Source organism: Nocardia sp. NPDC023733 (assembly GCF_040639775.1).
In the GTDB taxonomy this organism is placed as follows: domain Bacteria; phylum Actinomycetota; class Actinomycetes; order Mycobacteriales; family Mycobacteriaceae; genus Nocardia; species Nocardia rosealba.
Genome location: NZ_JBFAAN010000001.1, coordinates 1304718 through 1318803 on the forward strand (window position 1 = coordinate 1304718; position 14086 = coordinate 1318803).

Consider the following 14086-nt stretch of genomic DNA (forward strand, 5'->3'; position numbering starts at 1 on the left):
GCGCTAGAGTAGTCTTGGTGGTGTGACCGCGCTCATGTGCTTGTGAGGGCCGGAGTAAGTGTCCTGTAATACAGGACGTCACTTTTGTAATGCAGGACACCGTGTCAGGGTTGGGCTATCGAGTTCGTACCGACAGCGGGAGAAGGTGAGGTGATGGCGCCGGTGAAGTCGCCAGACGAAACCGAGGTGGTGATCTGCGGTGCCGGGCCGGTCGGGCTCACAGCCGCGGCCCTGCTCGCCGCACGAGGCGTCGACGTGGTCGTGGTCGAACAGAACCAGTCGACCAGCGACGAGCCCAAGGCCATCAGCATCGACGACGAATCCCTGCGGGTGTATCAACGCGCGGGCATCGTCGACCAAGTGCTGCCGATCGTGGTGCCGGGCACGGGCACTCGCTACTACGACCGTCACGGGGCGCCGCTGTTCCAGGCACGTGGCCCGCAGCCGTTCCGCCTGGGGTACCCGTTCAAGAACCCCTTCGCGCAGCCAGATCTCGAACGGGTGCTGGTGAAAGCACTGGGGCAGATGCCGAATGTGTCGCTGCGGTTCGGCGTCGAAGTGACCGGGTTCGGGCAATCGGCCGACTCCGTGCGAGTCCACGCGCGCACCGACAGCGGTCCGGTGACCCTCGACGCTGCCTACGTCCTCGGCTGTGACGGCGGTCGATCGGTGACCCGGCTCGGCCAGGGCGTCGAAATGACCGGGCGTAGTTACCCCGATGTGTGGTTGGTCGTCGACACCCTCGACGATCCGCACACCGAACGCTTCGCCATGCATCACGGCGATCCGGCCCGCCCGCATGTCATCGTGCCCGGGCTCGACGGCCGCTGCCGCTACGAATTCCGGCTCTTCGACGGGGAGGGCACGCCCGGCCAGGCGCCGTCGTTCGAGCTGATCCGCGCATTGGTCGCGCCCTATCGTGAGCTGACACCGGCGCAGATCGAACGTGCGGTGAACTACCGGTTCAACGCGGTCGTCGCCGACGAGTGGATGATCGGACGTTCCTTCCTGCTCGGCGACGCGGCACACATGATGCCGCCCTTCGCCGGCCAGGGACTCAACTCCGGTATTCGGGACGCGGCGAACCTGACCTGGAAGATCGCCGATGTCCTCGCCGGTCGGCTCGCCCCGTCGGTGCTGACCAGCTATCAGCGCGAACGCGCCGCCCATGTGCAGGCCACGGTGCGGATGTCGGAACGGCTGGGGCGCGTGGTGATGACCACCTCGGCGCGACTGGCCGAGCGCCGCGACGCAGTGATCGAGCGGGCGCTGAGCACCGAGGACGGCCGCGCCTACCTCGAGCAGATGCGGTACCGACCGGTCCAGCGCTTCACCGAAGGATTGGTGCTCGATACCGATCGACACGACGGAGTCGGAATCGCGCTGGGACAGCCGCTGGTCTTCGACACCGCTCACCACAGCGTCGCCCGGCTCGACGACGTGCTCGGCATGGGTTGGGCGCTGATCGGCGTCGATGTCGACGAGCAGGCTTGGGACGCAGCCGAGCCGGTCGTCCGGCAACTCGGAACGACCACGGCGCTGCTCGCGCTGGGGGAGTACCTCCCACGGACTCGACGTCGGGTCCTGATCGACGTCGACGGTGCAGCCGCCCGCGAATTCGAACCTTATGCCGGGCAATTCGTACTTCTCCGCCCGGACCGGGTGGTTGCGGCCGCCTGGCACCCCGACCGGACCACCGACACGGTGACCGACATATCGACCTGGACAGAAAGGGCCTCGAGCCATGGATAGACCACAGCGGATCGTCTTGCAGGAAAGCGCGGCGGCAGGCACCCTGACCCGTACCACCGTGTCCCACATCGGATTCCGCGTACCCGACGTCGCGGCGTCGGCCGCGTTCTACGGCCGGGTGCTCGGATTGCAGGTGCACGAGCAGCTGCCCGAGGGCGGACTTCGCCTGGGCTGGGGCACCGGACATCACGTCATCGATCTCCTCGAAGGCGAAAAGGGACTGCACCACTACGGTTTCGAGGTCCGCGACCTCGACGGCGTCGAGGGCATCGCGAAACGGCTGACGGCCGCCGGGCACACCGTCTCGCCACTGGACCCGACCTATCTCGACGCCGGACTCGGCACCGCCACCGGCATCGTGACCACCGACCCCCACGGCACACCGGTCCACTTCCACACCGCCGTGGCGCGCGAGGGCGAGAATGCCGCCGACACCGGTCGCCGACCGATCAAATACCAGCACATCACCCTGGCGACCGACGACGTGGTGCCGATGGTGGAGTTCTTCGTCGACACCGTCGGATTCCGCATCTCCGATCAGCTCGAGGACGGCCGATTCGCGTGGCTACGAAGCGACCGCGACCACCACACCCTGGCCGTGGTGAATGTCGGTGTGGGTGGCGACATCGACCACTACTCCTTCGACCTGGCCGAATGGGAGGACTTCAAGGCCTGGTGTGACCGGCTGACCGACGAGAACGTCGATGTCACCTGGGGTCCCGGTCGCCACGGCCCGGGCAACAACCTTTTCGTCTTCTTCGACGACCCGGCGGGCAACCACATCGAACTGTCCGCCGAGATGGAGAAATTCCACGACGACCGCGTGACCTATGTGCCGCGCCGGTGGAAGCCGATCCCTAATTCCGTGAATTTGTGGGGCGGCCAGCTCGCCTCGTGGCGCAAGACCAGCGAAGGACACTGACATGGCGTACATGACCTACGAACACCGCGGCGTGCGCCGCGTCGGCGAAGTACAGGGCTCGACCCTGGTCCCGCTGGACGGTCTCACCGAGATCGGTGCCGGGACCACCTCGGAAACGCTGGCCGATGCCGTACGTGATCCCGGCGGCCGAGTCGAGATCGATGCGGTCCGGCTGCTGCCGGTGGTGCCCAACCCGTCGAAGGTTTTCTGTGTCGGGCTGAACTACCGCGAGCACGTCACCGAGACCAAACGCGAGCTGCCGACCTATCCGGTGCTGTTCCCCAAGTTCGCCGACAGTCTCATCGGTGCCTACGACGACATCGTGTTGCCGCCGGAGTCGACCCAGGTGGACTACGAAGGTGAATTGGCCGTCGTCATCGGCAGGTCCGGGCGTCGCATCGCCGAAGCCGATGCCGCCGCACATGTTCTCGGCTACAGCACGGCCAACGACATCACCATGCGCGACTTCCAGTACAAGACCCATCAGTGGATGCAGGGAAAGGCGTGGCAGGCGAGCACGCCGCTCGGTCCGTCGCTGGTGACGCCGGCCGAGGTCGACCTGTCGAGTGCGGGTATCCGCACCGTGCTCAACGGCGAGAAGGTCCAGGAATCGGATCTGTCGATGCTGATCTTCTCCATCCCCCGGCTGATCGCCGAGATCTCCACCTTCACCACCCTCGCCCCCGGTGACGTCATCTTGACCGGCACCCCAGGTGGGGTCGGCTATCGACGCGATCCGCAGCTGTTCCTGCGCGACGGCGACCAGGTCAGTGTCGAGATCGATGGCGTCGGAGCGGTCCGGAACCTGGTGCGCAGCGAGGTGATTCCCGCATGAGTGCGAGGCCGACGGAACCCCGCATCGACCGATCGCTGCGAGTGCAACTGCAAGGTGATTGGGGGACAGCCAATCTGCACCGGGTGTGTGGCTGGATCTCGCAGGAACTCACAGACCGTGCGGGTCCACATACTCGGGTCGGTATCTGGAACGGTCGCGGGTTCTCCGACAACGTGCGCGCGGTCGGGCGCGGTGAAGTCGATATCGCGCTGACCACACCCGCCGCGTTCACGACTGTCGCGCTCGACGGCCGCGGCACCTACCGCGACGAGCACTATCCTGATCTGCGAGCGCTCGGCGTTGTGCCGCAACGTGATCGGCTCGTCTTCGCCGTGCACGGCGATCTCGGCGTCACGTCGTTCGCCGAGCTACGCGAGCTGAAACCGATGCTGCGGGTGGCGACTTCGGTCGACGACGGGGTCAACGCCGTCGGCCTGGCCGCCCACGAATTGCTCGCCCGATCCGGCGTCGATGTCGAGGGCTGGGGTGGACAGTTCCTCGGCGACGAACGGCCCTTCGAGTCACTCGACCACGTCTTGGCCGGCCGCGCCAACGCCATCGTGCACGAGGCCGTCATGCTGCCGCACTGGCAGCAGTTCGGCGCCGACTACCGCTTCCTCGAAGTCGAACCCGACGTGCTCGCCTCCTTCGACCGGGACTTCGGTTGGCCCGCCGCCACGGTCGCCGACGAATTCTTTCCCGGCCGCAGCGCGTTCCAGACGCTGGACTTCTCCGATTTCCTGGTCGTGGCCCGCGCGGACATGGCCGAGGACCTGGCCTATGCCGTCGCCTGGATTCTCGGCGAGACCCGCCACCTCCTCGAAGCGCAATACCAGCACCTGCCGCCAGAGCGCAGCCCGGTCACCTACCCGCTCGACCCGCCGACGATGGGTATCACCCCGATTCCGCTGCACCCCGGCGCGGCGGCCTACTACCAGGCACTGCCTGCCGCCGAATTCGTTTCCTGACGAGACAAAGAGGTCTCCGCAATGAGTGTTGTCATCGAAGACATCGTGACCATGAAGTCCGGGGTGCCCCTGCGCAGCATCCGCCGCGACGAACGGCACCTGCTCTCCCCGCCACACGACGGCAAGATGCCGATGAAGCTGTGGCGCGATCATCCGCCACTGACGGTGGTTCACTTCCCCCGGCAGTACCAGGCGCAGCCGTTCGCCCCACCGCGCGGGGTCTACGAGAACGACCAGATCCGCATCGAATGGCAGACGATGGACAATCGCCAGCCCTTCTATCACCGCAATTGTGACGTCGACGAGATTTCTTACCAGATCGACGGCGAACGCACCCTGATGACCGAACTCGGCACCATCGAACACCGGCCCGGCGAGTTCTCCCGCATTCCGCGCGGTGTCGCGCACGACAACTACGGGCGCGCCGAAAGCCATCTGCTGTTCTACATTCCGGCGCCGGTCACCGAAACGGGTAGTGCGGTGCGTACATCCGCAGCCGTGCTGCCGCCGTTTCCCGGATGGCAGCCAGGACAACTCAACGAGGCGGTCACCCAGTGCATGGGATCGCTGGGCCACGACATCACCGTGTTCGGCATCGACGAGCACGAACTGCTCGATCGTGTCACCGAAGAACCCGACCGGATCGCGGTATTCGCTGTCGGCCCGGATTCGGATCGGCTCTACGCGACAGACCAATTCAGTTTGGGCACAGTGACATTCACGTCTGAGCAACCAGACGTGCGGCGCTACACACGGACCCTCGACGCCGACGAGATCCAGTACCAGATCAGCGGCTCGCGCACGCTGGTGACCCAGCGCGGGATCGTCGAACTAGGTCCGGGCGACTTCGTCCGGATCCCGCTCGGCATCGCCCACACCAGCGTCGGCCATGAGGACGGCGCCTACCTCAGCGTGCTGTCCCATCGCGAACTGCCCCAGGTCGCCGAGACCTCACGCACCGCGCAGCCCTGCACACCCGAATACCTCGATGCCCTCGCCGGGGAAAGAAGCTCGCGATGACCATGCTCGCCGCCCGCGCCACCGAAGGCGCACACACCCTGACCCTCGAACAGATCCCGATTCCGCAGCCAGGACCACTCGACGTGGTGGTCAAGGTCGTTTCCGCCGGGCTGGCACCCGGCATGATCGCCCTGCTGAAAATGGGCGCCTTCAAACATCTTCCGACGACACTCGGGCACGAAGCCGCAGGGACAGTAGCCGCGGTGGGCGAGCAGGTCACCGACCTGGCGGTGGGTGATCGGGTACGGGTGCACCCCAACCTCAACTGCCGCACCTGCGACTACTGCCGCACCGACCGTGACATGATGTGCCCGCAGCAGGCGATGATCGGGCACGCGGGCTTCGGCACGATGCCGATGCCGCTCTACGAGCGCTACCACGACGGCGGCCTCGCCGAATACATCCGGGTACCGCACTGGCTGATCGATCAGCTCCCGGGCAACGTCAGCTTCGACGTCGCGGCCAAGGTACACGATCTGGCGAATGTGGTGCGGATCCTGAAATGCGCACAGCTGCCGCTCGGCTCGACGGTCGTCACCACCGCCGCCACCGGGACGATGGGCACCGCGACGATCAAACTGGCCGCGCACTTCGGCATCGCCCGGTTGTTGCTGGTCGGCCGCTCCGCCGAACGGCTCGCCGCGGTCACGTCGCTGGCCGGCGATGTCGAGGTCGACACCATCGCCCTTGACGAGTTGCCGACCGACTGGGAGCGCACCGGCGGTCTCACCCGCCGCCTTCGCGAGCTGGCCCCGGAGGGTGCGCACGCCGTCGCCGACTACATCCCGTCCGGCGCGGCCACCAGCCAGGCGATGGCCGCCCTGCGCACCGGCGGCACCCTCGCGCATATGGGCGGCAACACCACACCGTTGTCGCTGCCGCCCTTGGCCTTGATGGTGAACTGCTGGCGCTTCGTCGGCACCCGCGCCTGCACCAGGTCCGACGCCGAACACGTCCTCGCGCTGCTCGGATCCGGCGCTCTGACCGTGGACGAACTGATCACCCAGCGGTTCCCTCTCGCCGATGCCGACACAGCGGTCGAAGCGATGGTGAACCGCAAGGAACCGATGTGGATGACCGTCGTCAACCCATGAACACCTCACCGGAAGGCGAAAAGCTATGAACATCACCCACTTCGGGCACGCCTGCGTTCTCGTGGAGATCCCGGGCGCGGCCGCCTCGACGCGAATCCTGTTCGATCCGGGTACCTATTCGCAGGGTTTCGAGAACTTGGCCGACCTGGACCTGATCCTGATCACCCACGCCCACCCCGACCACCTCGACGGTCCACGGCTGGCGGCGTTGCTGACGGCCAACCCCGCCGCCCAGCTGATCGTCGGCGAGGGCACACTCGCGGCACTGGACAACCCCGACTATCCCGAAAACATGCGTCGACCCGCACACATCGCGCAGCCGGGCCAGAGGCTCTCGGTGCTCGGCCACGACATCGTGATCACCGGTGGTGAACACGCTTGTGTCCATGCGGCGTTGCCGACCTCGGACAACGTCGGCTATCTGATCGACAACGCCGTCTTCCACCCGGGTGACGCGTTCGACGAGATCTCTGCGGCGGTCGATGTCTTGTTGCTGCCGATCGGCGGGCCGTGGATGAAGATCGGCGAGGGTATCGACTATCTGCGGTCGATCGCGCCGCGCGTCGTCGTGCCGATCCACCAGGCGGGTCTGGCGCCCGCGCACCAGAACATGCATTGCCAGCTGCTGAAGAACCTCGCGCCCGAGACCACCGAAGTGGTTGTCCTCGACCCGGCCGCCACACGCTCCCTTTGAACCGCAGGAGACACAGTGACCGACCCTCGAAACCACGTCGTGCAGGCGAGCCGCGCCCTGGCCGTCGCAGGTCTGGGCGACATGGTGTGGGGACACGCCTCCGTTCGTGACCCCGATGGCCGCGGCGTCTGGATGAAAGCCTCCGGATGGGGATTCGAGGAGATCGACGACGCCAAGGTCGTCCTCGTCTCACCCGAGGGCACCGTCGTCGACGGAACCGGGCGGCGCCACCTCGAATATCCCATCCACACCGCGATCATGGCGGCGCGACCCGATGTCGGCAGCGTCGTACACACCCATGCACTGACCCTGTCGGCCTTCGCATCACTGAACTGCGAAATCCGCCCGATCTCCCACGACGGGGTGCTGTTCGCATACGAGCGACTGCCGCGCTTCACCGAAACCGGTGCCCTGATCGACACCCCCGACCTCGGTGCCGCGCTGGCCACCACACTCGGTGAGTGTGCCGCGGTCCTCATCCCGAACCATGGCGCGGTCACCGTGGGACCCGACGTGGCAACCGCCGTCATGTATTCCGTACTGCTCGAACGGGCTTGCCGCACCCAACTCATGTCGCTGTCGGCGGGTGGCCCGAAGACGTGGTCCAGCGAGCTCGAGACCGAACACAAGCGCGGCCAGGTCTGGCACCCCACGCAAATCCAGGCCGGCTTCGACTACCTGCTCCGCAGTGCCGAACGAGGATTCGACGGACCGCGCTCGGTCGAGTCCGGTGGGAGCCCACGATGACCGACGACCACCCGCTGCCGCAGTGGGTGCCCGCGCCGGAAGATCTCGCCCAGGCCCGACTCACCGCCTTCACCGACTTCGTCACGACACGCACCGGCATCACCTTCCCCGACTACGCGGCGTTGTGGCAGTGGTCGATCGGCGACGTGGCCGGATTCTGGCGCACCGTGTGGGACTGGTTCGACCTCGGGGACGCGCCGGGGACAGTACTGACGAACCAACCCATGCCGCAGGCACACTGGTTCCCCGGCGCCCGCCTCAATTACGTCGATCAGGTGGTGCGCAACGCCCGCACGGATCGGCCCGCCATCCTGGCCGCCACCGAAGACAACGCGCTCCGGGAGATCAGTTGGGACGAACTGCTCACTCGCACTGCGACACTGGCGCGGTCATTGCGGTCGCTCGGTGTCGGACCGGGCGACCGCGTGGTCGGGTACCTGCCGAACATCCCCGAAGCGGTCATCGCGTTCCTGGCCACCGTGAGCCTCGGTGCGATCTGGAGCGCGTGCGGGCAGGACTACTCGGCCCACGCCGCGCTCGACCGACTCGGCCAACTCGAGCCCCTGGTGCTGATCACCTGCGACGGATACCGCTACAACGGCAAAGCCCACGACAAACGTGACGACATCGCCACGCTGCGCGAGGGGATCCCCACGCTGCGCGAGACGATCGCCGTGACCCGCGCGGGGACCACGGTTCCGGACTCGCAGGACTGGGACGACGTCGCCCGCCACGATTCCGGAGCGCCCGGAATCGACACGGTTCCAGTCGCTTTCGAACACCCACTGTGGGTGCTCTACTCCTCGGGGACCACCGGCCCGCCGAAGGGCATCGTGCACGGCCACGGCGGTGTACTGCTCGAACACCTCAAAGCGCTTGCCCTGCAATCCGACATCGGCGCCGATGACACATTCTTCTGGTTCACCAGCCCCTCGTGGATGATGTGGAACTACCAGGTGGCCGGTCTGCTCGTCGGAGCGACCATCGTCTGCTACGACGGCAGCCCCACCTGTCCGGCGCCGGACGCACTGTGGGACTTGGCCGCCCGGACCCGCGCGACGGTGCTGGGTACCAGTCCCGCATATCTGCTGACGTGCGCGAAGGCCGGCGTCGAACCCCGCCGCGGGCGCGACCTGACGTCGCTGCGCACGGTAGGCGTCACCGGCGCCGCACTCCCGGCTTCCACATCACTGTGGATCCGCGACAACGTCGGTCGAGACGTGGCGGTGTCCTCGATCAGCGGCGGCACCGACGTAGTCACGGCCTTCGCCGGAGGCGTGCGCACCGTGCCGGTATGGCCGGGTGAGTTGTCGGCACCGTATCTCGGTGTCGCGCTGGACTCCTGGGACGAACAAGGACGGCCCGTCCGCGGCGGAGTCGGCGAACTCGTTGTCACCCGACCCATGCCGTCCATGCCGGTGATGTTCTGGAACGACCCTGACCGTCACCGCTACCGCGACGCCTACTTCGGCACCTACCCCGGCATTTGGCGGCACGGAGACTGGATCACCCGCACCGGCCGCGGCAGCGTGATCGTGCACGGTCGATCCGACTCCACCCTCAACCGCCACGGCATCCGGATGGGCAGCGCCGACATCTATCACGCGGTCGGATCACTTCCGGAGATCGAAGACACGCTTGTCCTCGGCCTCGAACAACCCGACGGTGGATACTGGATGCCGATGTTCGTCGTGCTCGTCGACGGTACCGAACTCACCGAGCCGCTGCGTCGACGCATCAACCGAACCATCCGCGAGAAAACCTCACCTCGCCATGTCCCCGACGACATCATCGTCGCCCCGGGAATCCCCCATACGAAAACCGGCAAGAAGCTCGAGGTCCCGCTCAAAAAGATCCTCCAGGGCGCCGATCCCCGCGACGTCGTAGCCGCGACCGCTGTCGAGGACGCGCACCTCGTCGACTGGTTCGCGGCAATACGCAGCCCACGGCCTTGACGTCGGTTCGGCGAGCTATGCGCGAGGCGGGACCCGTGAGGCCAGCATGTACTCGCGCACGGTCAGCGCTGCTCTCAGTCTCGTGATGAGCTCCGGGTTGCGGGGGTCGAGTCCGGCGAGTCGGTAGATCCGGCGGAGCCGGTAGTCGACGGTGTTTTCGTGGATGTGCATCTCACGTGCGGTGAGCCGGCGATGTAGTCCGTTGTTGAGATGGACCCGCAGCGTGGTCACCAGCTCGGGATCTACCGCTACCGCGTCGAGCGCGGTTTCGAGGCAGTCGCGGCCGGGACCGGGACGAGTCAGCTGATATTCGACTGCGAGATCGTCGAAGTCGTACAGGCCTGGTCGTTTGCGGAGTCTGCGCGCGACGTCGAGCAATTCGTGGCCGACTTCGGTGGCCGCCGGAATATCGTCACCCGCTGCCTCGATCGCGATCACGATCAGCGATGTCCGCACGAGCATGTGCCGAATTGTCTCGGTATCCGGCGTGCCGTGAATCAACACGGTGCCACCGAGCGTGCTGTGCAACGCGGAAACGGGTTGTGGGAGACAGTCTTCGAGCATCTCGACGAAGTTTCCGGGTGAAACAGTCCCGGGCCCGGGCGAGTGGGCGGCCACCGACAAGACGAGGTACCGCTCGGTGAGCGGTGTTCCGTGTTCACGGGCGACCGCGGACGCGTTTCGCCCGCTGAGCAGGGCACGGGCGACTGCCTGCCGACCATGGTGATCGGCGACGAACCGATCGACCTCGAGATAGACCCGGTAGATCGTCGTGTTGACCGTTTGCATCGCCTCCATGATCTTGGCGACATTGCCGAGATTCTTTTGGTACCTCGGATTCGAGGTGTGGTCGTTCAGATGAACACGGAACCCTGTCTGCACGAGCCGGTGGACGGTTTCGATGGGAACACCGGTGGTCGCCCATCGTGCGGCAGCGGGGCGGAGCACCGCGCGTACATCGTGATCGCGCGCGCCGCTCACCAATTCCAGACATTCTCTGACAACGGCATGTATTTCGTCGTGCAGGACATTGCTGGGCGCATTGTGCGGGCGAATCGCGTGCAGAACTCCGTCGACGATCCGCTGCGTCGCCCGCGAGATCTGCGCGGACGGCGCGGAGGGTAAGGCACTGGTGTCGAACATGATCATCGTTGGTGTCGGCCGCATCTCCGAAAGTAGGGTCACGACAGTTTGGCGTGCACAGGACCGCATCGTCACTCCACTGAGCGACGATGACGAGTAGCAACACGTTGTAGTCGGAGACGTTCGTTGCACCGTGCGCTGAGATGACGGTGACGAAATTGGTGCGGACGCCAGGGTTTGGCCGTATTCGACCGGACCTACCACTGCAGGCCTGTCTTCGGAACACAATCGGGGCATGCTCGTCGAAAAGCCTGTTTCCGTGCGACCCGCTCTGACTGCCCGCATGCTCGCTCGATGGCCGCAGATCTCCGAACGCATGCTCGCGGAAGGTCTCGGTGCCACCACACCCGCCGACCTACCCGCCGACCACTTCACCGCGGAGGTGCTGCCGACGATCCTGACCTGCGGCCGTGCGGTCTTGGAGGCCATCGCCGCCGGTCGTGACTTCAGTCAGGCCGAGGTGGCGGTCTTCGTCGGACCCGTCGCCGAACGGCACGCCGAGGACCGGCTGCCGCTGCGAATGCTCATCGCCGCGATCCACGCATCGGCGAAGTCGTTGCTTGCCGAGGCATCGGCCTTGGTCGAACCGGACGAGATGGACCAATTCCTGATGGCATTCGGCAGACTTCTCGATCTGCTGCGCGATATCAATCTGACGGTCGTGGAGGCATACACCGAGGTCGAGCGCTCGATCTATCACGCCGAGCGGGAGGCGCGTCGCGAATTGTGCTCGGCACTGGTGCGGGGCCTGCCCGCCGAGGAACTCGCGGCCCGCGCGGACACGATTCTCGCCGATCACTACACCGTCTTGGCGATACACCTGAACGAACCGCTGCTGACTGGCAGCGCCGCGAATCTGGTGGCCCGGCGCCGGATCCGGGTGCTGCAACACGCACTCGACGACCTCACCGGCACCACCACGCCCGCCACTTTCGACGGGAAGACCGGAATCGCCTTGGTGAGCGACAGCTCCGAGACCGGAACCGTCGAAGCCCAGCAGTTCGACCGACTCGCCGCGCGACTCTCGGAGCAATTCGGCGTGACCGTGTATCTGGCCGAACTCCCCGGCGTCGGTCGTGCGGATATTCCGGCCGCCGCCGAAGACGCGATCGAACTGACCGAATTGGCGCGCCTGCGCGGCAGACCGGGTGGCTGCTACCGGCTCGACGATCTGCTGCTGGAGTACCAGCTCACGCGTCCGGGCCCCGCGCGAGCGAGACTGGCCCAACGCGTGATTCCGTTGTTGGCCAGCCCCCATCTGCTCGACGCGCTGGAAGCCCATCTGCACTACGGCGCCGACCGCAAAACAGCGTCCCGTCGCCTCCACGTCCACCCCAACACCTTCACCTATCGACTGCACCGCATCGCCGAACTCACCGGCCTCGACCCCACCGTCCCCCGGGAATCCCGCATGCTCGCGGCCGCTCTCACCGTGCACCGACTCGACTCGTCCCGACGCGCGGTGGATTGAGTTACGCCTATCCGGTGGTTCGGGTCGACGTAACCCGCTGGTCGACGAGGCCTCAGGAATGCGTCTTCCGCAGTGCCCGCTCGGCGGCGTTCGCGCCACACATGCCGTGCGCGCCCGGGCCCGGTGGCGTCGCCGCCGAGCACAGATAGTGGCCCGGGACGCCGATGTCGTAGGGCTGGAGGGTCTTTCGCGGGCCGAAGACCAGCTGCGGGATGTCCTTGGCGCCGGTCATGATGTTGCCGCCGAAGAAATTCGGGTTGCCCGCGGCGAATTCGGCCGTGCTGTGGACCGACATGCCGATCACCCGCTCGCGGAAGCCGGGGGCGAAGCGCTCGAGTTGAGCGATGATCGCCTCGGTGGCGTCACCGGTGTAGCCGTTGGGCACGTGGGCGTAGGTCCACACGGGGTGGATGTCGCCGACCGAGCGGCCGGGGTCGGCCAGATACTGCTGTCCGACCAGGACGAAGGGGCGCTGTGGCAGCCGGCCCGCGTGGATGTCGCGTTCGGCCGCGGCGATCTCGGCGAAGTCGCCACCCAGGTGCACGGTGCCCGCCCGTCGCGCGGCGGGGGCGGTCCACGGGACACCGCCCTCGACAGCGAAGTCCACTTTGAAAGCGCCCGGCCCGTAACGGAATCGGCGGTAAGCGTGGGCGACACGTGCGGGTAGCCGGTCGCCCAGGATCTCGGCGACCGCGGTCGGCGCGAGATCCCAGATCGTGATATCCGAGGGCGGCAGGTCCGACGTCGAGCGCACCCGGACACCGGTTTCGATCTTGCCGCCGTGGTCACCGAGGACCGCGGCCATAGTGTCGGCGATGCGCTGAGAGCCGCCGACCGCCACCGCCCACCCGTATCGGTGGCCGGCGGTGAGGATGCCGAGACCGATACTGGCGCTGAGCGGTCGGTGCAGCGGATGGAAGGCGTGCGCGGCGACGCCGCCGAACAGCGCCCGAGCCTGCTCGGTGCGGAAGGCCCGCGCCAGGAAAGTGGCGGGCAGTGTCGCGGGAATCCCGAAGCGCGCCAGCCGGATCGGATGCCGGGGCAAGCGCAGCAGCGGCCGCATGATGTCAGCGCTGGTGAGGTCGTAGCCGGCCACCGGGCCCTCGAACAGCCTGCGCCACAGCCGCTCGTCGGCGCCGAGTCCGGCGGCGGTGTCGCGGACCGAGCGGTGCAGCACCCCCGCGCTGCCGTCGTCGAGGGGGTGCACGCAATCCAATTCCGCATGCGCCCAACGCAATCCGTACCGTTCCACGTCGATGCCGCGCAGGAAGGACGAGCCGACGGCCATCGGATGGATGGCCGAGCAGTGGTCGTGCAGCAGGCCGGGCACGATCGCCTCGTGGGAGCGGGTGCCGCCGCCGATGGTGTCGGCCGCTTCCAGCACTGCCACTTCCAGGCCCGCCCGGGCCAGGGTGATCGCCGCTGCCAGCCCGTTGGGGCCGCTGCCGACCACTGTCGCCGTCTTCATGGACTCGTCCTGTCTGT

General features: G+C 66.7%; 13 protein-coding genes. 11 read left to right on the top strand and 2 right to left on the bottom strand.

The window, feature by feature from the left end; all coding sequences use genetic code 11:
- The first annotated feature begins 162 nt into the window (after nucleotides 1-162).
- From AB0F86_RS06005 to AB0F86_RS06045, 9 genes are read left to right on the top strand one after another with little or no spacing between them, the layout of a single operon-like run.
- Nucleotides 163-1752, top strand: a complete 1590-nt coding sequence (locus AB0F86_RS06005; protein ID WP_356982333.1) for a bifunctional 3-(3-hydroxy-phenyl)propionate/3-hydroxycinnamic acid hydroxylase — start codon at nucleotides 163-165, stop codon at nucleotides 1750-1752.
- Nucleotides 1745-2674, top strand: a complete 930-nt coding sequence (locus tag AB0F86_RS06010) for a VOC family protein (protein WP_356982334.1) — start codon at nucleotides 1745-1747, stop codon at nucleotides 2672-2674. Before AB0F86_RS06005 ends, AB0F86_RS06010 begins: the two co-directional genes overlap by 8 nt.
- Nucleotide 2675: 1 nt before the next feature.
- Entirely contained in the window at nucleotides 2676-3509 is an 834-nt protein-coding gene (locus AB0F86_RS06015) for a fumarylacetoacetate hydrolase family protein (RefSeq protein ID WP_356982335.1), read from the top strand.
- Nucleotides 3506-4477, top strand: coding sequence for a TAXI family TRAP transporter solute-binding subunit (locus tag AB0F86_RS06020; RefSeq protein WP_356982336.1), 972 nt, complete (start codon nucleotides 3506-3508; stop codon nucleotides 4475-4477). Before AB0F86_RS06015 ends, AB0F86_RS06020 begins: the two co-directional genes overlap by 4 nt.
- A 21-nt stretch (nucleotides 4478-4498) precedes the next feature.
- Nucleotides 4499-5497 (top strand): hypothetical protein, encoded by a 999-nt coding sequence (locus AB0F86_RS06025; RefSeq protein WP_356982338.1) that lies wholly within the window; start codon nucleotides 4499-4501, stop codon nucleotides 5495-5497.
- Nucleotides 5494-6591 carry an alcohol dehydrogenase catalytic domain-containing protein gene (locus AB0F86_RS06030; RefSeq protein ID WP_356982339.1) on the top strand — a complete coding sequence of 366 codons (1098 nt, stop codon included), beginning with the start codon at nucleotides 5494-5496 and terminating at the stop codon, nucleotides 6589-6591. The genes AB0F86_RS06025 and AB0F86_RS06030 overlap by 4 nt, the downstream gene beginning before the upstream one ends.
- A gap of 25 nt (nucleotides 6592-6616) precedes the next feature.
- Entirely contained in the window at nucleotides 6617-7285 is a 669-nt protein-coding gene (locus AB0F86_RS06035) for an MBL fold metallo-hydrolase (RefSeq protein ID WP_356982341.1), read from the top strand.
- Between the two features lie 15 nt (nucleotides 7286-7300).
- Nucleotides 7301-8032: a class II aldolase/adducin family protein gene (locus tag AB0F86_RS06040; RefSeq protein WP_356982343.1), complete on the top strand. Its 732-nt coding sequence runs from the start codon at nucleotides 7301-7303 to the stop codon at nucleotides 8030-8032.
- Nucleotides 8029-9987, top strand: coding sequence for an acetoacetate--CoA ligase (locus tag AB0F86_RS06045; RefSeq protein WP_356982345.1), 1959 nt, complete (start codon nucleotides 8029-8031; stop codon nucleotides 9985-9987). The genes AB0F86_RS06040 and AB0F86_RS06045 overlap by 4 nt, the downstream gene beginning before the upstream one ends.
- A gap of 15 nt (nucleotides 9988-10002) precedes the next feature.
- Here AB0F86_RS06045 and AB0F86_RS06050 read toward each other — a convergent pair whose 3' ends face one another.
- The gene (locus AB0F86_RS06050) at nucleotides 10003-10449 is read right to left on the bottom strand and encodes a helix-turn-helix domain-containing protein (RefSeq protein WP_356982347.1); all 447 of its coding nucleotides are present in this window, start codon (nucleotides 10447-10449) and stop codon (nucleotides 10003-10005) included.
- Between the two features lie 192 nt (nucleotides 10450-10641).
- On the opposite strand from AB0F86_RS06050, the gene AB0F86_RS06055 reads away from it, so the two are divergent.
- Together AB0F86_RS06055 and AB0F86_RS06060 are read left to right on the top strand one after the other, a co-directional pair.
- Complete coding sequence (locus tag AB0F86_RS06055) at nucleotides 10642-11112, top strand: hypothetical protein (protein WP_356982348.1); 471 nt, start codon at nucleotides 10642-10644, stop codon at nucleotides 11110-11112.
- A 301-nt stretch (nucleotides 11113-11413) separates the two neighbouring features.
- A complete protein-coding gene (locus AB0F86_RS06060; RefSeq protein WP_225280166.1) occupies nucleotides 11414-12601 on the top strand; it encodes a helix-turn-helix domain-containing protein in 1188 nt (395 codons plus the stop codon).
- A 52-nt stretch (nucleotides 12602-12653) separates the two neighbouring features.
- Here the strand turns inward: AB0F86_RS06060 and AB0F86_RS06065 are convergent, their stop codons facing one another.
- Nucleotides 12654-14069: an NAD(P)/FAD-dependent oxidoreductase gene (locus AB0F86_RS06065; RefSeq protein ID WP_356982349.1), complete on the bottom strand. Its 1416-nt coding sequence runs from the start codon at nucleotides 14067-14069 to the stop codon at nucleotides 12654-12656.
- Nucleotides 14070-14086 lie beyond the last annotated feature (17 nt).